We start from the raw sequence: 22,026 nt of genomic DNA on the forward strand, positions 1-22,026 counted from the left end.
GCCGGCAACGCCGACCTGACCGTCAACGCGGCAACGATAGACAACAGCAAGGGCACGCTGCAAGCGGCCAGCCATCTGGAGCTGAGCAAGCAAAGCACGCTCACCAACGATGGCGGCCATATCGCCGCCCAGAATCTCAATCTCAAAACCGACACCCTCAGCAACCAGTCCGGGGACATCCGCCAGATCGGCGCCGGCGAGGCCAAGCTGAAGATCGGCCAGGCCTTCCACAACCAGCAGGGCCAGTTGCTGAGCAACGGCGGTTTGACGCTGGACGCCGGCCAGCTAGACAACCGCCAGGGCACGCTGGGCAGCCAGGGCGCGCAGGCCCTTACTGTGCGGCAGGATCTGAACAACCAGGGCGGCACGCTGGCCAGCGGCCAGGCGCTGACGCTGACCTTGCAGGGCGCGCTGGACAACCAGAAGGGCACAGTGCAGGGCGACAGCCTGCAACTGAACGCCGCCGGCCTGGACAACCGCGGCGGCGGCATCAAGGCGCTGGGCGCTGGCGATAGCCGGATTCAGCTGGATGGCAAGCTGGACAACTCCGCTGCCGGCGCGCTGGCCGCCAACGGCAACCTGACGCTGACCGCAAATCAGCTGGACAACAGCGGCAGCGTGCTGCAAAGCGCCGCCACGCTGGATGTCCAATTGAAGCAGGACGCGCAAAACGGCGGCGGCACGCTGCAGGCCGGCCAGCTGAAACTCAGCGCAGCCAGCCTGGGCAACCAGCATGGCCAGATCGGCCAGGCTGGCGCGGGGCAGGCCACGTTGGCCATCAGCGGCCAGATCGACAACAGCAAGCAGGGCAAGATCACCTCCGGCGGCCAGCTGCAAGTGACTGCCGGGGATCTCAACAACAACCAGGGCGTGCTCAGCAGCCAGGGCGACCTGACCTTGAGCGGCAAGGCGCTGAACAACCAGCAGGGCACGCTGGGCAGCAACGGCGCGCTGACGCTGAACGCCGGCAGCCTGGACAACAGCGGCGGCCTGCTGCAAGCCGGCCAGACGCTGCAACTGGACAGCGGCAGCCTGCGCAACGCCGGCGGCAAGGTGTTGGCGCTGGGCGCCGGCGACAGCCGGCTGACCGTGGCCGGCCAACTGGTCAACGGCGGCCAGATCGCCGGCAACGGCAACTGGCAGCTGAAAGCGCAGGACCTGGATAACGGCGGCGGCAGCGTCTACGGCCAGCGCAACCTAGCCATCGATACTGTGTCGCTGGCCAACGCCGGTAGCTTGCTGGCGGGGCAAGACCTGTCGCTGAAGCTGCAGGGCGACTTCGTCAACGCCGCTGGCACCCAGCTGCAAGCCAACCGCAACCTCAGCATCAGCGCCAGCGGCAACCTGGTTAACAACGGCCAGCTGCAAAGCAGCGGCAACCTCAGCCTGAGCGGCGTTAACTGGACCAATAACGGCAGCGTCAATATCGGCGGCACGCTGAGCACCCAGCTCAGCCAGAGCTTGGTCAATGCCGGCAGCCTGGGCTCCGGCGTGCTGGACATTCATGCCGCCAGCCTCAGCAACACCGCCTCCATCACCGCCGGCGACATCGCCATCCAGGCCGGTAGCCTGGACAACAGCGGCGGCAAGGCGCTGCTGGCTTCGGCCGGGGGCATGGCGCTGAATATCGGCGGCACGCTGAACAACCACGACGGCGCCTGGTTATATAGCCAGGGCGATATGCGGATTGGCCAATCCGGCGCGGCGGTCGGGCAGGTGGTGAATCACATCGCGACCTTGCAGTCAGATGGGAATATGTTTATCGAAGCTGGGCGGGTGAGTAATCAGTCGAATCCGGTTCAAGTGACCACAGAAACTTCTACCCGGCAGGAGACAAGAACAGTATTTTTGAAAGATATAGCAGCCTTGGTAGGCGGGAATGCTCTAGGGTCAAGCCTAGATTTCTCATTATTTGCGAAAGATGCAGCGGCTTTGGCAGGCGGAAATGCCCCAGTGAAAAGTCTAGATTTTTCATCTGGATCAAATGTCGAGGAGTCTGTGCTAAGGCAGGATGATCCATCATACCGAAATGGAGGTAAATATATTCCGGTATATAGCTATGTTAAGAGAGATGTTGTAGCGGTCAATGAGAGTGAAAAATACATAGATGTTTTGGTTTCAACTGCTTCGAATGTGTGGGGGGGTACTTCAAGCCCACGTTGGGGGATGGGCACTTTTTTATTCCCAGTTGCGGCACTTAATAGACCGGAGAGGATATATTATTTTAGAAAAGAGGGTAATGTTTACGATTTTATAAATGGCTTTGATCCTTCTAAATATTTATTGCCTAGCGACCTGAAGAATATAAACTCGGTTGTAGTGCCTGGGCGTGATTTTGTTGCTCTGCCTGGAGAGGGGAACCGTGTTTCAACCATTGCAACTACTATTGATCATATAAGTGAGACTGCATCGCCTGCTAAAATGCTGGTTGGGGGGAATGTTCAGGCTAATGTAGGAGGTTTTGTTAATCAATATAGTTCTATTGCTGCTGGTGGTAGTGTTTACGTCTCTTCGGGTGGGGTTGAAAATGTTGGCCAGCAGATAAAAAAAACAGTAACGATATCGTCCGTTGCTATGCCTTCAAACTTGGTTAATTCTGGTTTTTTCAGTGAATTCTGTCGCAATGGGATATTCCAGAATTGTTTGATGTCGCCAGTTGCATTACCGCCGACAACTACCACGGAAGTCATTGGTTCCCTCGACGCCACCGTAGCCACCAACCAGCACCTGAGCCTACAAGCCCCCACCATCGTCAATGGCAAGGACGCGGCGCGGGTGAGTGTGTCCACGGTGACCGGCAATGCCGTCAATAACCAGTCAGCGGTCAACCAAACCCAAGGGCAGGCGATCAATGGCGCCGGCCAGCAGGCCGCGACAGCGGGTCGAACTTTGCAAGGTAGCGTGGGTGAGGCGCAGGGCGCGCAATTGAACGGCGCGCTGTCCAGCGTGGCCGGCCAGGCCTTGGGCGGAACTGCGGTGCAGGGCGAGGCGGGCAAGAGCCTGCAGGGCATGGTGGGCCAGACCCAGGGCACGCAGTTGAACGGCGCGCTGTCCGGCGCGGATGGCCAGAAACTGAAGAATGGCGGGGTCGATGCCGCCGCGGCTAGCCAGTTGGCCAAGGCTTATCCTCCGGCCCCAGCCAACCAGCAGGTGACCCTGTCCGCCGGCGGCGCCAAGGCCGCCAATCCGGTGGAGAAGGGCTACGCCGTGCCGGACAACGGCCTGTTCCACGCCAAGCCGGTGCCGCAGCAGCCTTACCTGGTGGAAACCAACCCGCAATTCACCCAGTACAGCAATTTCATCTCGTCCGACTACCTGCTCAAGCAGCTGAATTACGACCCGAGCAAGGTGGAGAAGCGCCTGGGCGACGGCTTCTACGAGCAGCAGCTGGTCACCCGCGCCGTCACCGACATGACCGGCAAGCGCTTCCTGTCCGGCTATGGTAGCGCGATGCAGCAATACCAGCAGCTGATGAGCAACGGCGCGCAGTACGCCAAGCAGTTCCAGCTGACGCCGGGCATGGCGCTGTCGGCCGAGCAGATGGCCAAGCTGACGTCCGACATGGTGTGGCTGGTGAAGCAGAACGTGGGCGGCCAGGACGTGCTGGTGCCCATGGTCTATCTGGCCAATGCCGATCAGAAATCGCTGCGCGGACAAGGCGCGGTGCTGGCCGGCAACAGCATGAGCCTGTTGGCCAGCGGCGATCTGGTCAACACCGGCACGCTGAAGTCCGACACCACGCTGCTGGCGCAGGCCAACAACATCCGCATCGAAGGCGGTAAAGTGCAGGCCGGCGGCGATCTGGGCCTGCTCGCCGCGCAAAACCTGACCATCACCGACGACAGCCAGCACAGCCAGGCCGGCAGCAGCGTCAAGGCCGGCGGCGACTTGCAGCTGCAGGCCGGCAATGATCTGAAACTGCAGGCGGCGGCCATCGACGCGGCCGGCAATGCCAGCCTGCAGGCCGGCCACGATCTGGACATTCTCAGCCGTGAAACCCGTTACGACCTAGGAGGCGGCAACTGGTACAGCAGCTTCCAATACCAGCAGGCGGACCACGTCGGCAGCCAGCTCAATATCGGCGGCAGCCTGGCGCTTGCCGCCGGAAATGACCTGACCCTGTCCGGCAGCGCCGCCAAGGCCGGTGGCAGCCTGCTGGCCACCGCCGGCGACAGCCTGACGCTGTCGTCCACGCTGGACAGCAAGCACGGAGCGGGCAGCTGGTGGGGCGGCGGCTACGATACGCTGAGCCAAACCCGCAATGCCTCGTTGCTGCAAGGCGGCGGCGATGTATTGCTGAAAGCCGGCGGCGACCTGAGCCTGACCGGCTCCACCGCGCAATCCACCGGCGGCAGCCTGACGGCCCTGGCCGGCAAGCAGCTGAGCGTGCAGAGCGAGGTCAATACCCATCACGACATCGGCTACAACTGGGGCAACAGCCATAACTGGCAAGCCGACAGCCTGACCGTGGCCGGCCTGGCCGGCAAGGGCGACCTGCAACTGCGCGCCGGCGGCGACGCGCTGCTGAACGGCGCCAGACTGGCCAGCGGCGGCAAGCTGGCCCTATCCGCCGGCAATGACATCAAGCTGGGCGCGGTGGCGGCGGAAAGCCGCAACGACAACACCTGGGGTGAGACCATCCGCAACAATTACGACCTCACCCAGCACGGCACCGCCGCGCATGGCGAGGGCGGATTGATCCTGCAGGCGGGGCGCGACATTTCTACCCAGGCCGCCAGCTTGACCAGCAACGGCCAGGAAGCGTTGGTGGCCGGGCGCGACGTCACGCTCGGCAGCGCCCAGGAGCGGCACAGCGATTACAGCAAGACCGTGCACCACTCCAGCGGCTGGTTCAGCAGCAGCACCACCACCGACATCGTCGCCCACGATAGCACGCACGAAGCCGGCAGCACGGTATCGGCGGACACGCTGATCCTCAAAGGCCAGCGCGATATCAATATCCACGCCAGCCAGGTGGCGGGCAGCGGCGACGTGACGCTGGACGCCGGCCGCAATCTCAACATCACTTCCGGCACCGATACCAGCCGCCTGTTCCAGTACCACAAAGAGGAGACATCAGGCCTGTTCTCCGGCGGCGGCCTGGGCTTCACCATCGGCAGCAAGGAGTTGATACAGCAGATGGACGGCGCGGGCACCACCCAGAGCCAGAACCGAAGCCTGGTGGGCAGCATAGGTGGCAACCTGAACATCAAGACCGGCGACACCCTTACCCTGCAAGGCAGCGATGTCACCGCCGGCGGCAATCTGCTGCTGGACGCCAAGAAGCAGAACCTGGACGTGGCGGTGGACACCTGGCACAGCGTGCAGAAGACCGTCAGCAAGTCCAGCGGCCTGACGCTGCAGCTCACCAGCCCGCTGATCAACGGCTTGCAGGCGATGGAGTCCGCCTCCGAAACCGCGCTCAAGAGCAAGGATGACCGCGTCAAGGCGCTGTCCACCGCAACCGCCGCGCTGGCCGGCTACAACAGCTACACCGCTTACCAGCAAGCGATGAGCGACGCCGGCCAGAAGACCAAGGGCGGCATCCAGTTGAGTCTGACTGTCGGCGGCAGCCGCAGCGAAAGCACCACCGTCAGCGACAGCCATAACGAAAGCGGCAGCCTGCTCAAGGCCAGCGGCAATGTGATGGACCTGGCGCACGGAGCGGGCAAGGACAGCACCATCACCGCCAAGGGCGCGCAGTTCATCGCCGGCAAAGACCTCACCCTGCAGGCCGAAGGCGACATCACCCTGCTGGCGGCCAAAAGCACTAGCAGCGAACACACCACCAGCAGCGCCAGCAGCGGCGCGGTGGGTGTGGCGATTGGTTTTCAGGAGAACAGGCCGCAATTTGGCTTTACCGCCAACGGCAGCCTTAGCCGCGGCCGCGTGGATGGCAACAGCAGCCAATATCAGCTGAGCGAGCTGAATGCCGGCGGCAAGCTGAACCTGCAGTCCGGCGGAAACTTCACGCTGCAGGGCATCGCCAGCGGCCAGCAGGTGGTGGGCGATATCGCTGGCGACCTCAAGATTGATAGCCTGCAGGACACCAGTACTTATCACAGTCTGAATCAGTCGATCAGCGGCAATGTGACCATCGGGCCTATCGGCTCGGGCGGGAGCGTCAGCCTCAGCCAGCAGAAAATGGATGCCGACTACGCCAGCGTGCAGCGCCAGTCGGGCATCCAGGCCGGCGACGGCGGCTTCCAGTTGAAGGTGAAAGGCACCTCCACGCTGAACGGCGCGGAAATCGCCAGCACCGACAGGGCCGCGCGGGATGGCAAGAACAGCCTGCAAACCGGCGCATTGGTGCTGAAGGACATCGACAACCACGCCGACTTCACCGCCAGCAGCATCAGCGTCACCGCCGGCAGCAGCGGGGTAACCGGCATGGCCATGGCCGCGTCGGACCACGACAACAGCACCACCCGCGCCGGCATCAGCGCCGGCAGCCTGACCATCACCGATAGCGCGCTGCAACAGGCGAGAACCGGCCAAACGGCTGAACAGGCGGCAGCCTCGGCCAACCGCGACGTCAGCACTGGCCGCGACGGCAGCGGCAAGCTGGCCAACAACTTCAACGCCAGCGAAGTGCAGGGCTTGTTTGATGCCGCCAACGCCTTGAACCAGCAGGTGGGCACCTTCATGGCCAACAAGGCGGCAGAGGCCAAGGCCGCCGCGGACGATTTGAAGAAGGCGGATCCCAACAGCCCGGATTACGCCAGCAAGAAACAGGCAGCGGACGATGCCGCCAAGTGGGCGCCGGGCGGCAGCTACAGCCAGATCCTCACTGCTGTCACCGCCGGCATCGGCGGCAACCTGGCCAACGGTCTGACCGGCATGGCGCAGAACGCGGGCATTGCCTACCTGCAGGGATTGGGCGCGCAAGAGGTCAAGGCACTGGCGGATGATCTGGAACGGGCGCAGAGCAACGATCCGGATCATGCGGGCAAGAAGCCGGAAGGCGAAGTCGTCCGCGCGGTGCTGCATGCCGCCCTGGCTTGCGCCGGCGCGGAAGCCAGCGGCCAGAGCTGCGGCGCGGGCGCGGCGGGCGGCGCAGCCAGCGTGGCGTTGAACAACGCGTTGGACAAGCTGCAACATACCGATGCCGACAAGATGACGGCGGAAGAGAAGCTGCAGCGCGAGAATCTGGTCAACGGCTTGTTGACGGGGTTGTCGACCGCGACTGGCGGAGCTGAGACGGCAGCGACGACGGTGAATGCGGCGAAGACGGAGATGGAGAATAATTTCTTAGGCAAGAAAGCGACTAAGGCTCGTGATAACGCATTGGATGTACTCAAAGATAACCAAGGCTTGATTGGAATATTGACAGGGAAGGGCAATCCAGTACATGCCGCTGAGGTTGTATTGGCAGCGAATGATCTAGATCAGCGTAGTGACTACTTGTTGAGTAAATATAAAACTGATCCGACTTCGCTAAGTACGAGTGAAAAGCAGGAGCTTGCTGTATATTTGGGCGATTATCGAGCATCATATGGTGATGCTGCTGTTGCTAATCTGTTGAGAGGTAACTCTAGCCTAAGGTTGGATCGAGGAGATCTGGTTGAACTAACAGGGTATGCACAAGGTTTAGTAAGCTTAAGGGATCAGCATGATTGGCAGGCATTGGTTGGCACGCCTGCACTTTTTGCGTTGCCTGGAGGTGTTGGTATTGCTGTCAGATCGCTGGCTTCTGCTCAATCTGCAACTGAGTTTGGTATTGGTACTAAGCAGTTGACTGCTGGTGATGCTGATGGGTTGTATAATCTTGGCGTGCCTATTCTGAATATTGCTACTGAGGGAGTATATCAGACGCTTAAGTCTGGAAGTAAAGAGATGGCTTCTGGTAAACTGCCTGTTTCTGGATTTTCAGATGAATTGCTTCCAGATGCGGATTTTCTTGGTAAGACACCTGTTCGTCCTGGTAGCTTAGGTGATTTAAGTGGGCATTTAATCAATGCTGAAGTGAAAGTTGGAGCTAGGACTGGACTACCTTCTTCTATTGCTGGGGGACATAACGAAGTGAACTTTTTGAATGCGGTAGAGGCTGCCGGTGGTAGCGTTGTGAAAGAAACCGTTATAATTGAAGGAATTAAGCAGGTAGAGTATAAAATGCCAGGAAATGGATCAAAGATTCTTAATAAGACTGTTTATGATCCGGCCATATATCCAGATTCTGTAATGGCAAATTATGCAAATGAAGCAGGGCAAAAGGCAGCGTATATGTTTAGTAAGGGAGTTTCAGGTAATTTGAAAGGTGGTGATGGTTATGTTGTTGAGGTGGGTGGAATTCGGTGGGAAGTTCCTATTGGAAATTCGGGGCAGACAAGTATTTTGAATAATGGTGAGAAGTTTAGAAGTGGTGAGCGCTATGTTCCAACTGCATACCCATCAAAAAATCAGCGTGGAGTACAATAATGGCAAAGCTTGGTAGGTCTGATTTGGGAATGGCAGGTTTGTCGTGTGTGTCTCGGAGATTTTGTAAACAAGACCATCCTGATGCACCTTTAATGTATGCAATTAGTTATGCACTTGGAGATATGGAGAAGCTGGATACATACTTATACCCAGTATTTCCCCCATATCCTGATGATGTATTGGCGGGAGGTGATCCAGGATGGATCTGGTATGGTGAGCAAGATATTGATGGAAGTGTAGCAATCTATGCTGAGATTTATGATCTAATAGCGCCTCCTGAGGGTATTTGGAATAAGTATAGCCCGCAAAAGGTCAGGTATGAGATTAGAGCAGCTCTAAATAATTTGTTGATCAAATATCCCAATTTGTTATCAGAAGTAGATCAAGTGATTAAAAAGTTTGACTTAATAGAAGTGGAGACTATTGAGGGATTGATGCCTATTCCTAGATGGGATGGTAAGATTCCAGATTGTTTTATATTAAATGAGTCCAACTAAGGGTTTCATCGGAAACATAGGGATGAACCACAATTAAATCCATTTTAATCGAATGGATTGCCGGACTTAGGGCCGTAGGTTGGGGTAAGCTTGCGAAGCCCAACGTTTATCGCGAAAAGTAAAATGATTCCCATAAGGTGGAATCTATTCACTCTCGGTAAACGTAGGGCTTCATTTTATTCAGCCCAACCTACGGCCCTAAAAGCTATTGAGACCTTTGTTGGCGGGGAGTTGGTTTGGTCGCGCAGCGATCAAACCGGTGAATATGGCTTCCAACCAGTTGTGGCGCACAAGGCGACACCGTACCAAGCAATTTACCGCGTGGTAGTCAAAAATGGTTCAGGCTATCGGGAGACTTTTAGAACCACGGCAGAGCACCCGTTCTGGCTTAAGGACCAAGGCTGGTTGAAGGCATCGCTGCTGCAGGCAGGGATGATGCTGGTTGACCATACTGGCCAGCCGCTGATGGTGGTGAGCCAAGCAGAAGAAGGCGAGCTCGATACCGTCTTCAACATTCAGGTAGCTGAGTTCCAGACTTACCATGTGGGTGAGCTTGGGGTTTGGGTGCATAATGCGGATTGCTGTCTTGTTTCAAATAATGATGCTAATCCAATTGGTTATTTAGCTAAGGATGTGCCATCGGCTTGCCAAGGGATGAGGTCAGGTGGCGGTCATGCTATGCGTCATCTTATTGATGAGGGGTTAATTCCGAATGCAGGATCTTTGCAAAGTAGAGCAAAATCATTTGAGGATATAACTGCACCAATATTGGTTGCACCATCATCGACGTTTGATTGGAAAATTGGTGTAACCCAATCTAAAGCGTTTGTTGGTAATGTGGACGGAAAAACAGGGCCGTAGGTTGGGCTAAGCTTGCGAAGCCCAACGTTTACCGCGAGAAATACGATGATTGCCATGTGTGGAGTCTATTCGTTATCGGTAAGCGTTGGGCTTCATCCTATTCAGCCCAACCTACGGACCTTTGGATAGTAAGGGAGGTTGGTCTGCTAACCCAGTAGTTGGTCAGAGTTTAAATGGATTTGTAGGGGCGACGACAAATGTATATGGCAATCCTGACGGTATTCAGTCTCAGGCTTCAGTGAATGGAGGTGCTTTGTTCTCTTATGGGTCTATAACCGGTGTTAGTAAGAATGGGGCGTTCTTGCAAACGCAAGTTGGTGTGGGATTGGGGGGCTCTAAAGTGCAAGATTCTGTTTCGATTCCACTAAAATAGGTGTTTAGGTGATAGTTATGCTATTTGTTGCCTTGGCGGTGGTAGGGACAGTGTTTCAAAAAGGCTGTGTGAGTTGAATGGCGATGAGTTTCATTTTTTATTTACACCAGATAAAGCGGTTTCGTCAAAGCTGCATGTTGCATTGCTTTTTGGGTATCGTAAGTATGGTGATAAGGGGTTGACTTTTTGGGGGGTTATTACTCAGGTATTAGCTTTGGCAATTTTGATTGTTTTTCTAAAGATAGGGCCGTAGGTTGGATTGAGCTTGCGAAGCCCAACGTTTGCCGCGAAAGACACGATGATTTCTATGTGCGGAATTTACTCGTCCTCGATAAACGTTGGGTTTCATTTCATTCAGCCCAACCTACGGCCCTAATGGTATGGGGTAGATGGAAGGCATAGTTAATGGTGTTGATTATGTTTTGGGTGTTAATAAAGGACGAGTGGGTTAGTTGTATCCAAAAAAAATAGTCGGCTTTATTTTTGGCGGGTGTAATTAAAGGTGAATTTTTATGATTAATGTAAAAACCTTTTTTAAGGTTGGTAATGAATTTTTTGATGCGGAAGTTTGGGAAGGTAATGTTGATGATATTAATTACATATATGGAAGTATTTGTCTGATTGTTGATGGATGTGCTGTGTTTGATAAAGAGTTATGGGATTGTGTAGATCAGCTATGGTCTTATGTAGTGGATGGCCTTTATTGTTTGTCTAAGGGGCAGCCATTTTCTTTTTATTTTCCAGATCAGGCAGCATTTGTATCCTTTAATTTGACCCCCAAAGGAGATCAAGTGGAAATATTCATTGATCTTAATGGTGGTCGACATGTTTTGGTGAGTAAGGCATTGTTTTTGCAAAGCATGAAAAAGGGTGGGGAGGGTTTCTTTAATATTATGAGAAATAAGGTTCCAGAGTATGAAGACTCGTGGATGGAGTGCTTGAAGAAGTTAGGCCAGGTTAGCCAAACTGATATTTAGAGGATTGTAGATCGGGCTAAGCTTGCGAAGCCCAACGTTTACTGCGAAAAGTGCGATGATCTCCATGGATGGAGTCTATTCGTCCTCGGTAAGTATTGGGCTTCATTTCATTCAGCTCAACCTATGGCCCTATCCCAGTGAACAAGCCTGATAACAGGACTACAAGTTTGTCTTATCTAGTCTTTTCAGCACTTCTCTAGCGTCCATGTTTGCAAAAAGTAAGAATTCTTATCATTTCTTGCTACGTCCTGCATCAATCTCCCGCCTGATTTTCCTGCATATGGGCTTTATTTCTGTTCTATATGTTTCTCTATGAAAAAGTAGAAAACGCTCGGCTGCCAAATAGTTTTCTGAATTGAAAATTAATCTCAATTGTACACATTTGGCATGAGCGCAGGCCTCTGGAAACCAGGCTCTCACGCGCATGCGTTCCGGATTGCCGCGCCCATTTAGCAACAACTGAGACAGGAAGCGCCGCCCATGAAGAAAAATCTCCCCGTGGACAGCATTGAATTGTTTTTGCTGCCCCATCGTCCCATCGTTACCAAGACAGATCTGAAAGGCCAGATCACCTATGCCAACCGCGCCTTCATCGACATCAGCGGCTTCAGCGAAGAAGAGCTGATCGGCCAGTCGCACAATGTCGTGCGCCACCCGGATATGCCCGAGGAGGCGTTTGCCGATCTTTGGGACACCATCAAGTCTGGCCGCCCGTGGAAAGGGTTGGTCAAGAATCGCAGCAAGCAGGGGCATTTCTACTGGGTGGAGGCCTATGTCACCCCGATTTGCGAGAATGGCCGCCCTGTGGGCTATATGTCGGTGCGCAGGGCCGTAGGTTGGGCTAAGCTTGCGAAGCCCAACGTTTACCGCGAAAAACACGATGATTTCTATGAGTGGAATCTGTTCGTTCTCGGTAAACGTTGGGCTTCATTTTATTCAGCCCAACCTACGGCCCTGTTGTTGCTGTTCGTGATCCTGGGAGTGGTGCACAGTATTTTGTTCCGAAGGCAGAATTTGAATCAAAATTCTCAGGGCAGGTTGTGTTTACTGGGAAGAAGCCATGATAGGAGTTTGGTATGAACGTTTATGAAGCACTTAATGCAATGTCAGACCTTTCTGGAAAGTTGGTGACAATTGAAGCCATCTTTGTAATGAAAGGAGATGTTGGATACGTGGTTTCTAGTAAAGATGATATTGAAACAAGGGGTAAGGCAATCTATCTGGATGTGCCGGAGTTAAAGAAAATACTTTTAGCTAAAGTTCCTGCATTTGGTGGTGGTCTGTATAGCTATTGTAATGAAGCTGTGATTGAAGGGGTGTTGATTGCCAAGGCTGATGATGCGTTCTCTAGTGCGTTGGTTGAGGTGAGACAGCTGGATGTGTATGTGTGTGGTGAGAGAATGGTAGCCATTCCATAAGGACCGTAGGTTGGGCTGAGCTTGCGAAGCCCAACGCTTACCGTGAAAAGTACGATGATTTACATGTGCGGAATCTGTTTCGTCTTCGGTAAGCGTCGGGCTTCATTTCATTCAACCCAGCCTACGGTCCTGATTATTTGAATAATAATCTTCCGCAATTGGAAAATGCCATCAATGGTTGGATAAGAAAGAACTCAGATGCATCAATGGGTGATATGTATGCCGCTCAAGAGATGTTGAGGAATCTACAGAACGTTAAAGAGGAGATGCTAAATGATAGAAAATAAAGAGGCTTTGTTTGAGTTCTTGATGGGAAAATTTCCTTCATTTAAGGAACAGTGGACATCTGAGGGTAATTGCAATGTTGAGCAGGATGGTGGTTATACTTGTGCGGGGCTTTGTGCGGAATTTTCTCAGTTTTTTATTGATAGGTTTTCGGAAATAGATACTGCAAGGGCCGTAGGTTGGGCTAAGCTTGCGAAGCCCAACGTTTACCGCGAAAAGTACGATGATCTCCATGGGTGGAATCTATTCGTCCTCGGTAAACATTGGGTTTTATTTCATCAAGCCCAAGCTACGTCCTTGATCCGCTGGTGCAACCGCCTTGTCTCCAGCGGCGGTGAGCTTGCGGCGGCTGGCGCCGGCCATGGGCCAGCCCTCCGGCAGCCAAGAAGGCTGGCGGCTACTGGAACGGGAAGCTCAGCCGTAGATTGAAGGAATCGCCGCCGACATCGCTGCGGGTGTGGAAGCCGTAGTTGTAGATCGCCATCAGCTTCACTTTGCCAAGCTGATAGCCAAGCAGCGGGCCGATGCCGTAGTTGCTGGCGCGGCAGCCGCCGGTCTGCGTGCAGGCCGCGGCGCCGCTGCCGGAGTCGTCGCTCAGCTGGTTTTCCTGGTAGCCGCCCATGCCTATCGTCCATTTGCCTATGGTTTTGGCGACGGTGTAGTCGATGGCCAGCTGTTGACCGGACTTGTACTGGGTGTCCGGGTTGCGGAAATTGTAGGCGTAGGTGGCGTCCATGCTCAGGTTCCAGCCATTGTGCAGCCAGCTCAGCGCCAGACCAGGCTGCAGCGTCCAGAAACCGTTGGCGGCGCCGAGATAGGTGCCGCTCGGCAGCCGGCGCGGCGATGAGCTGCCGGTGGGCAGGTAGACCGCCAGGCTGGCCTTGAGGTGCAGGTTGTTGGGCAAGGCCCAGGACAGCTGTCCTGGAACCAGGATGGTGTTGAAGGTGCCCCAGCGGCCATTGGGGGGCAGGCCGTCGCCGCTAAGCGTGGTGTAGTCGATGGGCTGGGCGATGGCCACGGCGTAGTCGGCGCCAAACACCTTGATTCCGGTCGACCACAGCACTTCCGGCAATTCGATCAGCGCTCTGACCCGCAGGCCGGTTTTGTCGCCGTTGTGGTCGTATTTGTCCACCCAGGTCCAGTAGTTGTTCAGCACGCCATAGACGCCTTTCGGCGGCAGCACGCCTGCGGCCAGCCCTTCGTTGACGCCGCGCAGATGAGGATCCCACAGCTCCTGACCATTGGCGCTGGAGTGCGGCAATAGGCAGGCGATGGCGACGGACGCGGCCTGCGCGATCATTTTTGCTGGTTTCATCTTGAAAGTGTCCCTGTTCGGTTTTGCTTGGTGGTTGGCGGCATGCTGGGCAACTGTATGCAGGCTTGGCGTTAGGCAAACTGAGTATAGGCCGCGCATTCCAAAGAGGTGGCGCTTGCGAGTAGGCCATGATCATGGATTGTGGACAGAGGGGCATGCATGGACGGGATGCCCTCCCTGCATGCGTGGGAGAGCGGATTTGCCGGCGTGGGCGGTTCGGAAAATGTCGGCAAAAGGAATATCATGTGCCGGAATGCGAATGCGCATGAAAAGCGTTGTAGTTAGGCAACCCGGCCCCGCGCAGCGGCGGTTGGATGAGTGAACCATTAATGAGGGAAGCAGGGATGGAGCAGCCGTTGAAGGCTTATCAGGTTGGCGGCAACGATATCGTCGCCGCCGGTTCCGTGGAAGAGGCTTTGGCCGTGCTGGAGGAACTGGCAGGCGAGACCGATCTGACTATCGGGGATGTCGCTCCGATTGCGGAGGATGAACTGGATATTCCGGTGGAGGACGAGGAGGGCACCGCCTGTCCCACCATCCGCCAGATGCTGGCCGAGTTGAGCGAGCCGGCCTATCTTTTCGGCTGGGATTGACGTCGAGTGTCGCTCTCATGCGCCGCCTGGTTCATGCCGGGCCGGGTGCGGCTGAGGGCGGAAGTGCCAATAGGAAGGCGCCTTCGGCGGACTCCCGCAGTCTTGCATGCAAAACCGCCGGAGGCTCCGGCGTTCTTTCATTCTTGGCAAGCGCTGGATCTCATTTCATTCGGCCCAATCCGCAATCCCGATAGGATTGGGCGGCAAGCCAAAACGCCGCCTCGCCTCAAAACCACTGTCCCAGATTCCGCCAGAAATCGTCCGGCACCCACAGCAGGGCGGCGGTGGTGAGTACGTAGCGCAGGAATTTGCCGATCGCCATGTAGCACACGCTGGGCCAGAACGGGATGCGCAGCCAGCCGGCCAGGGTGCACAGCGGGTCGCCGATGCCCGGCAGCCAGGACAGCAGCAGCATCGGCGCGCCGCGCTTGCGCATCCAGCGGAAGTAGCGCGGATTCAGCGCCGGTTTGCCGCTGCGCGGCGGACGGTTTGTGGGTTCCGCGTGCGGATGGCTATGCGCGCGGTGGCTGCGGCGCAGGCGGTAACGCAGCAGCGCCACCTTGGCGCCGTAACCCATCCACCAGTCGATCATGCCGCCCAGGGTATTGCCCAGCGTGGCGACGGCGATCACCTGCCAGAACATGTCCGGCCTGAGCTTGATGTAGGCGAATACGGCGGGTTCGGACCCTAGCGGCAGCAGGGTGGCGGATACCAGGCTGATCATGAAAATGGCCGACAGGCCCACTTTGGGCAGGGCCAGGGTTCCGAGCAGCCAGTCGAGCAGTCCTTCCATAGGTGCGGGTTCGTTCTTGTGGGGGGCCGTCGATGATATCACCGGCTGGCCGGGGTTTCGCCGCGCATCGCGTGGTAAAGGCGGCTCTTGCGCGGCGGCCGGGAAGGCAGCCCTGCCTGCATCCGCGCGATCCGGCAATCTCGCTGGGAGAGATTAGGTCAGGAATTTAGGCCAGTTTGCAGCGCCGGATGGCGCGGGCATGCTGGCCTTTTCCATTTGCTATGGTTAAACGGCGTGCGATCAGGCGTCCGACACGCATAAAGATGCTTGGCATGGCGAATCGAGGACTGGACGCCTGGTCTTTTCGAAACCTGAAGGGGGAAAGACGATGAAATCATATGGCGCGGAGTTTCTGGGCACTTTCTGGCTGGTGCTGGGCGGCTGCGGCAGCGCGGTGCTGGCGGCGGGGTTTCCCAATCTGGGCATCGGCTTCGCCGGCGTGGCGCTGGCTTTCGGCCTGACGGTGGTGACGATGGCTTACGCGATCGGCCACATTTCCGGCTGCCACCTGAACCCGGCGGTGTCCATCGGTCTGTGGGCCGGCGGGCGCTTTCCCGCGGGACAACTGGCACCGTACATCGTGGCGCAGGTGCTGGGTGGCATCGCGGCGGCGGCGGTGTTGTACGTGATCGCCAGCGGCGGCGCCGGCTTTGATGTGGCCAAGGGCTTTGCTTCCAATGGCTACGCCGAGCATTCGCCGGGCGGCTATTCGCTGCTGGCGGCCCTGGTGTGCGAGGTGGTGATGACCATGTTCTTCCTGCTGGTGATCATGGGCGCCACCGACAAGCGCGCGCCTGCCGGTTTCGCGCCGTTGGCGATAGGCCTGGCGCTGACCCTGATCCACCTGATCAGCATCCCGGTCACCAATACCTCGGTCAATCCGGCGCGCAGCACCGGCGTGGCCTTGTTCGTCGGCGGCTGGGCGGTGCAGCAGCTGTGGCTGTTCTGGCTGGCCCCCATCATCGGCGGAGTGCTGGGCGCGAAGGTGTACCGCCTGATCGCCGGCGAGCCCGAGTAAGCTCCGCTTCTGTTGGCGTATGGAAAAAAAGCCGCGGCGTTTGCCGCGGCTTTTTCTTGTCCGCCCATGCGTCAATCGGCGAGGGTCGCCTGACGCGTTTTCAGCTGCGGCAGGATGCCGGCGACGATCTCGCAGCAGCGCAGCCGGTCGGAAAAGTCGTGGCAGTCGACCGACAGCATGACCTCGTCGACGCCGGTCTCGTCCAGCAGCTTTTGCAGCCCTATCCTCACCGTTTCCGGCCCGCCGAACACCGCCGCGCCCAGCCATTCGCTGCGGACGGAGAACTCCTCGCGCGGGCTCCACAGGCCGTCCATGCTGTCCACCGGCGGCGGCAGCGGGCGGCGGTCGCCGCGGATCAGATTGAGGAATTTCTGGTACGGCGTGGTGGCCAGGCGCTGGGCTTTTTCGTCGCTGTCCGCGGCCAGCACCGGGATGCAGGCCATCGCGTACGGTTGGCTCAGCGCGGCGGAGGGCTGGAACAGATGGCGGTACAACTGCAGCGCCTCATGCAACTGGGCCGGGGCGAAGTGGGCGGCGAAGGCGAAAGGCAGGCCCAGCTGCGCGGCCAGCTGCGCGCCGTACAGGCTGGAGCCCAGCAGCCATACCGGCACGTTGGTGCCGGTGCCGGGAATGGCGCGCACGGCTTGGCCCGGCTGTTCCGGCCCCAGGTAGCCGCGCAGCTCCGCCACTTGCTGCGGGAAGTCGTCGCCGGCGCCCAGGCGGTCGCGGCGCAGCGCGCGGGCGGTGAGCGGATCGGTGCCGGGCGCGCGGCCCAGTCCCAGGTCGATGCGGCCGGGGAACAGCGTGGCCAGCGTGCCGAACTGCTCGGCCACCACCAGCGGCGCGTGATTGGGCAGCATGATGCCGCCGGAGCCGACCCGCATGCGTTGGGTGTGGGCCGCGATGTGGCCTATCATCACCGCGGTGGCGGAACTGGCCACGCCGGCCATATTGTGGTGCTCGGCCACCCAGAAGCGGGTGTAGCCCAGTTGCTCGACATGACGGGCCAATGCGGCGCTGTCGCGCAGGGCCTGGGCGGCGTCGCCGCCGGCGACGATGGGCGCCAGTTCCAGCATGGAGAGGCGCGGGGATGCGGAGGGTGTCATTCAAATCAGCCTGTGTTGGCGCGCGCGGACGGCGCCGGCGCGGGATGAAGCCAGTATACGGAGCGGCGCCGTTCGTCAGAAGTAGGCACTTTCAGGTGGGATAGTTGCCTTCTGGTGCGTATGGTGGTGAAAGAGCTGTCTTGAATTATCCGGGTACGGCCATATTTGAGAACCATTCCTGTTTGAGAGAGCAAGCATCATGACGAATCGCAGCAATCTGGACATTGTCCGCGCCACTTACGAGGGCAAATCCGAAGACAATGGCCGCAACCTGCTGGCGGCGCTGGCGCCGGACGCCGAATGGACCGAGGCGGCGGGCTTTCCGTACGCCGGCACTTACGTTGGCCCGCAGGCCATCGTGGAAAACGTGTTCCAGCGGCTGGGCAGCGAGTGGGACGGCTACCGCGCGGCGGTGGATCATTACTACGTGGATGGCGACAATGTGGTCGCCCAGGGCTTTTACCACGGCGCCTACCGCGCCACCGGCAAGAGCTTCACCGCGTCCTTCGCCCATGTCTACACGCTGAAGGACGGCAAGATCGTCAAGTTCGAGCAGATTGTGGACAGCGCCAAGGTGTGGGAGGCGATGCACCCCTGATCGCTTAGCGCGATGAAAAACGGCCAGCTCCAAAGGGAGGCTGGCCGTTTTGCTTTGTCCGGATGCTTTACACCGGCTGGAGCTGTTCGCCGACGCCGGCGCGCAGCAGGCGCTTCACTATCATTTTCAGCACCACGCCGTACATGGGCAGGAAGAACAGCATGCAGATCAGCACCTTGAAGCTGTAGTCCACCAGCGCGATCTCCACCCAGTTGGCGGCCATGAACGGATCGCTGCTCTTGTAGAAGGCGATGAAGAAGAACGATAGCGTGTCGCTGATGTTGCCGAAGAACATCGCGGCGGCCGGCGCCACCCACCAGGCCTTGAGCTGGCGCAGCCGGTTGAACACCTGCACGTCCAGGATCTGGCCCAGCGCGTAGGCGGCGAAGCTGGCCGCGGCGATGCGGGCGACGAACAGGTTGAAATGCTCCAGCGCCCGGAAGCCTTGCCACGCTCCCTGATAGAACAGCGTGGACACCAGGTAGGAGATCGCCAGCGCTGGCACCATCGCCGCCAGGATGATGCGCCGGGCCAGGGACGCGCCGAAAATGCGCACGGTCAAATCGGTGGCCAGGAAGATGAACGGGAAGGTGAACGCCCCCCAGGTGGTGTGGAAGCCGAAGATGGTGATCGGCAGCTGCACCAGGTAGTTGCTGGAGGCGATGATGGCGATGTGGAACATCGACAGCTGTATCAGGGCGGACAGGCGTTGCCGGTCGGTAAACGCAAACATTGATGCATCCTTTTTGCTGAATGGGGTGAGGGAACCCAGTGAACACCCGCCGGAGGCTCAGGGCCCGGCGACAGAGGGGCGTGATGATACCGCTTTTTTGTCTATACATGAAAATATTTCCGCAAAATCAAGGCCATTGCCAGCTTATATCTGAATGGCGGCATGCAGAATGACTTGTTGTTTGTTGGACAAAGAAAGCTATAAATATTCTAAGTAAATTCTCGTACTCGAACTCGACGCGCCGGGCTTGCAAGGAGTTGGACATGACCATTACCAAAAGACTGCTGTTGACTACCATACTGGCGCTGCTGGCAATGCTGGCCCTGGGCGTGCAGGGTCTATGGAAACAGCAGCAGGCCAATGAGCGCTTCGACTACATGAAGATTAACACCTTCCCCAGCATCCACACGCTGGATGACGCCAAGGAGGCGCTGGCTGACGTGAGGCTGACGCTGGCGCGCAGCGTGGCGTTGTCGGACCCGGCGGCCAAGAAGGCCGAGTTCGCCGCGCTGGCGGATCTGGACAAGCGTTTTGATGCGGCATTGGACAAGTACGAGAAAGAACTGATCTCCAACGATGCCGATCGCAAGCTGCTGCAGGTAGACCGCGATGACATGAAAATGTATCGCCAGCAGCGCGACAAGTATCTGCAACTGGTCCAGGATAATAATGTGGCGGCGGCGGACAAGCTGATGACCGGCGACATGTCCAACGAGGCCAAGGCATTGAACCAGGCGCTGATCGATCATATCGAGTTCAACTACAAGCTGGCCGAGCAACTGAGCAAGGACAACGACTCCGCCTATGCCGCCGCATGGTGGCAATCGGCGATATTGATCGGGCTGGCCGTTCTGATATGCGGCTGGCTCAGCGGCCATCTGTTCCTCAATATCCGCAGCAGCCTGGAGCAGACGCTGAGCACCATGCAGGCGGTGCGGACTTCGCTGGACTTCCGCCTGCGCGCGCCGGTGGCGAGGATGGACGAGATCGGCAAGACCGCCACCGCGTTCAACGAACTGATGGCCAGGCTGCAGCAAAGCTTTCAGGAAATCCGCCGTAGCGTGGAGGACATGGAGGGCTCCATCATCCACATGGTGAATTCGTCCGGCGATATCGCGTCCAGCTCGGTGCAGCAGAGCGAATCGGCTTCGGCGATGGCCGCCGCGGTGGAACAGGTGACGGTCAGCATCAACCATGTGGCCGACCGGGCCCGGGAGGCCAACCATCAGGCGAGGGAGGCGGGCGAGATCGCCGATCATGGCAGCCGGGTGATGCTGGGCACGGTGGATGGCATCAGCGCGGTGGCGGAGTCGGTGGGCGAGGCGTCCGACCGCATCGGCAAGCTGCGCGACGACAGCGTCACCATCGCCACTGTGCTGGGCGTGATCAAGGATATTGCCGACCAGACCAATCTCCTGGCGCTGAACGCCGCGATCGAAGCGGCGCGCGCCGGCGAAACGGGGCGCGGCTTCGCCGTGGTGGCGGACGAAGTGCGCAAGCTGGCCGAGCGCACCGCCAGCTCCACCACCGAGATTTCCGCGGTGATAGACAAGATGCAGCAGGGCACCCAGGCCGCGGTGACCGGCATGCAGCAAGTGGTGACCAGGGTGAACGAAGAGGCGGAGAAAGCGCGCGACGCCGGGGATACCATCCAACAGATCAAGACCAACTCCTCGCACAGCATGCTGCTGATCGGCGAGATTTCCGACAGCATTGTCGAGCAGGGCAGCGCCAGCAATACCATCGCCCAGAAAGTGGAGCAGATCGCGCAGATGGCGGAAGCCAACTCCAAGGCGTCGTCCGATTCGGCCGATTCCGCCCGCGAACTGCGCGACCAGGCTGGCAATATCCAGCGCACGGTGGCGCAGTACAAAGTGTGAACCGAACAATGACAGGGATCGGGGAAGATCCGACAGGGCCGCAAGGCCCTGTTTTTTTTGGGCGGACGTTTTTGCAGGAAAAGCGATAAGCAAGCCAGGATTAATTGCTTAGCCGGGCGCGGCGCGCTTGTTAGATTGGAACGGTATTTCCAACTCGTACCAAATGGACAAGCCATGGCGAAACCGCGCGCATTTCTCAAACTGATCCTTTCCGCCGCATTGGCCGTTTCGGGCGTCGCCGCGGCGGCGGACGCCGTCACCGTCGGCTACCAGACCGGCATCGACCCCACCAAGGTGCCGCAGGCCGACGGCGCTTACGAGAAGGCCACCGGCAGCCGCATCAACTGGCGCAAGTTCGACAGCGGCGCCGACCTGATCGCGGCGGTGGCCTCCGGCAACGTGGCCATCGGCAACATCGGCTCCAGCCCGCTGGCGGCCGCCGCCAGCCGCGGCCTGCCGATCGAAACCTTCCTGGTGGCCGACGAGATCGGCTCGGCCGAGGCGCTGGTGGCGCGCAAGGGCAGCGGCATCGCCAAGCCGCAGGACCTGGTCGGCAAGAAGGTGGCGGTGCCTTTCGTCTCCACCACCCATTACAGCCTGCTGGCCGCGCTGCGCCATTGGGGCGTGGAACCGGCCAAGGTGAAGATCCTCAATCTGCGCCCCGGCGAGATCGCGGCCGCCTGGCAGCGCGGCGACATCGACGCCGCCTATGTCTGGGACCCGGCGCTGGGCAAGATCAAGCCCGGCGGCGCGGTGCTGACCAGCTCTGCGGAAGTGGCCAAATGGGGCGCGCCCACCTACGACATCTGGGTGGTGCGCAAGGACTTCGCCGCCGCGCATCCCGAGTTCGTCTCGCGCTTCGCCAAGGTGTCGCTGGACGCCATCGGCGCTTATCTGGCCGATCCGCAGGCCTTCATCGCCAATGCTTCCAACATCGCCAAGATCGGCCGGCTGACCGGCGCCGCCGCGCCGGACGTGGTGGCTGGGCTGAAGGGCAACCGCTTCCTCGGCCGCGACGATCAGGCCGCGCTGCTGCAGTCGCCGTTCGTGGCCGCGGTGGGCAAGACCGCCGCTTTCCTGAAGGCGCAGGGCAAGGTGGAATCGCTGCAGCCGGACTACGGCCCCTACGTGACCAACCGCTTCGTCAAGACTGCGAGGTGA

General features: G+C 58.3%; 16 protein-coding genes. 12 read left to right on the forward strand and 4 right to left on the reverse strand.

Going from position 1 to position 22,026, the window contains the following annotated elements; translation table 11 throughout:
• Window positions 1-36 precede the first annotated feature (36 nt).
• The 7 genes from VL52_RS14775 to VL52_RS24630 all read left to right on the forward strand — a co-directional run bounded on the left by VL52_RS14775 (window position 37) and on the right by VL52_RS24630 (window position 13,258).
• Window positions 37-8,418 (forward strand): hemagglutinin repeat-containing protein, encoded by an 8,382-nt coding sequence (locus tag VL52_RS14775; protein ID WP_369094642.1) that lies wholly within the window; start codon window positions 37-39, stop codon window positions 8,416-8,418.
• Window positions 8,418-8,915, forward strand: a complete 498-nt coding sequence (locus VL52_RS24620; RefSeq protein ID WP_144410271.1) for a hypothetical protein — start codon at window positions 8,418-8,420, stop codon at window positions 8,913-8,915. Before VL52_RS14775 ends, VL52_RS24620 begins: the two co-directional genes overlap by 1 nt.
• Window positions 8,916-9,005: 90 nt before the next feature.
• Complete coding sequence (locus VL52_RS24095; protein ID WP_144410272.1) at window positions 9,006-9,776, forward strand: polymorphic toxin-type HINT domain-containing protein; 771 nt, start codon at window positions 9,006-9,008, stop codon at window positions 9,774-9,776.
• Between the two features lie 885 nt (window positions 9,777-10,661).
• A complete protein-coding gene (locus VL52_RS24625; RefSeq protein ID WP_144410273.1) occupies window positions 10,662-11,126 on the forward strand; it encodes a hypothetical protein in 465 nt (154 codons plus the stop codon).
• Between the two features lie 480 nt (window positions 11,127-11,606).
• Entirely contained in the window at window positions 11,607-12,206 is a 600-nt protein-coding gene (locus tag VL52_RS14785) for a PAS domain-containing protein (RefSeq protein WP_046157742.1), read from the forward strand.
• On the forward strand, window positions 12,203-12,544 hold the full coding sequence (locus VL52_RS14790; protein ID WP_046157743.1) for a hypothetical protein: 342 nt from the start codon (window positions 12,203-12,205) through the stop codon (window positions 12,542-12,544). The genes VL52_RS14785 and VL52_RS14790 overlap by 4 nt, the downstream gene beginning before the upstream one ends.
• A gap of 273 nt (window positions 12,545-12,817) precedes the next feature.
• Window positions 12,818-13,258 (forward strand): hypothetical protein, encoded by a 441-nt coding sequence (locus VL52_RS24630; RefSeq protein ID WP_144410274.1) that lies wholly within the window; start codon window positions 12,818-12,820, stop codon window positions 13,256-13,258.
• Here the strand turns inward: VL52_RS24630 and VL52_RS23395 are convergent.
• The gene (locus VL52_RS23395; protein WP_160298949.1) at window positions 13,227-14,144 is read right to left on the reverse strand and encodes a SphA family protein; all 918 of its coding nucleotides are present in this window, start codon (window positions 14,142-14,144) and stop codon (window positions 13,227-13,229) included. The two genes, VL52_RS24630 and VL52_RS23395, sit on opposite strands and share 32 nt — an antisense overlap.
• A 344-nt stretch (window positions 14,145-14,488) precedes the next feature.
• Between VL52_RS23395 and VL52_RS14800 the strand changes: the two genes are divergently transcribed.
• Window positions 14,489-14,737, forward strand: a complete 249-nt coding sequence (locus VL52_RS14800) for a hypothetical protein (RefSeq protein ID WP_046157744.1) — start codon at window positions 14,489-14,491, stop codon at window positions 14,735-14,737.
• A 226-nt stretch (window positions 14,738-14,963) separates the two neighbouring features.
• Here VL52_RS14800 and VL52_RS14805 read toward each other — a convergent pair whose 3' ends face one another.
• A complete protein-coding gene (locus tag VL52_RS14805; RefSeq protein ID WP_046157745.1) occupies window positions 14,964-15,530 on the reverse strand; it encodes a YqaA family protein in 567 nt (188 codons plus the stop codon).
• 328 nt (window positions 15,531-15,858) lie between these two features.
• Here VL52_RS14805 and aqpZ point away from each other — a divergent pair, with 328 nt between their 5' ends.
• Window positions 15,859-16,548 carry an aquaporin Z gene (gene aqpZ, locus VL52_RS14810; protein ID WP_046157746.1) on the forward strand — a complete coding sequence of 230 codons (690 nt, stop codon included), beginning with the start codon at window positions 15,859-15,861 and terminating at the stop codon, window positions 16,546-16,548.
• 71 nt (window positions 16,549-16,619) lie between these two features.
• On the opposite strand, the gene VL52_RS14815 is transcribed toward aqpZ, so the two are convergent.
• Complete coding sequence (locus VL52_RS14815) at window positions 16,620-17,654, reverse strand: LLM class flavin-dependent oxidoreductase (protein WP_046157747.1); 1,035 nt, start codon at window positions 17,652-17,654, stop codon at window positions 16,620-16,622.
• A 199-nt stretch (window positions 17,655-17,853) separates the two neighbouring features.
• On the opposite strand from VL52_RS14815, the gene VL52_RS14820 reads away from it, so the two are divergent.
• Window positions 17,854-18,252 carry a nuclear transport factor 2 family protein gene (locus VL52_RS14820; RefSeq protein WP_046157748.1) on the forward strand — a complete coding sequence of 133 codons (399 nt, stop codon included), beginning with the start codon at window positions 17,854-17,856 and terminating at the stop codon, window positions 18,250-18,252.
• A gap of 67 nt (window positions 18,253-18,319) precedes the next feature.
• Here VL52_RS14820 and VL52_RS14825 read toward each other — a convergent pair whose 3' ends face one another.
• A complete protein-coding gene (locus VL52_RS14825; protein WP_046157749.1) occupies window positions 18,320-18,985 on the reverse strand; it encodes a 7-cyano-7-deazaguanine/7-aminomethyl-7-deazaguanine transporter in 666 nt (221 codons plus the stop codon).
• 263 nt (window positions 18,986-19,248) lie between these two features.
• Between VL52_RS14825 and VL52_RS14830 the strand changes: the two genes are divergently transcribed.
• Window positions 19,249-20,865, forward strand: a complete 1,617-nt coding sequence (locus VL52_RS14830; protein ID WP_046157750.1) for a methyl-accepting chemotaxis protein — start codon at window positions 19,249-19,251, stop codon at window positions 20,863-20,865.
• Window positions 20,866-21,039: 174 nt separating this feature from the next.
• Window positions 21,040-22,026 (forward strand): taurine ABC transporter substrate-binding protein, encoded by a 987-nt coding sequence (tauA, locus tag VL52_RS14835; protein WP_046157751.1) that lies wholly within the window; start codon window positions 21,040-21,042, stop codon window positions 22,024-22,026.

Origin of the sequence: Chromobacterium vaccinii, assembly GCF_000971335.1 — a bacterium.
In the GTDB taxonomy this organism is placed as follows: Bacteria; Pseudomonadota; Gammaproteobacteria; order Burkholderiales; family Chromobacteriaceae; genus Chromobacterium; species Chromobacterium vaccinii.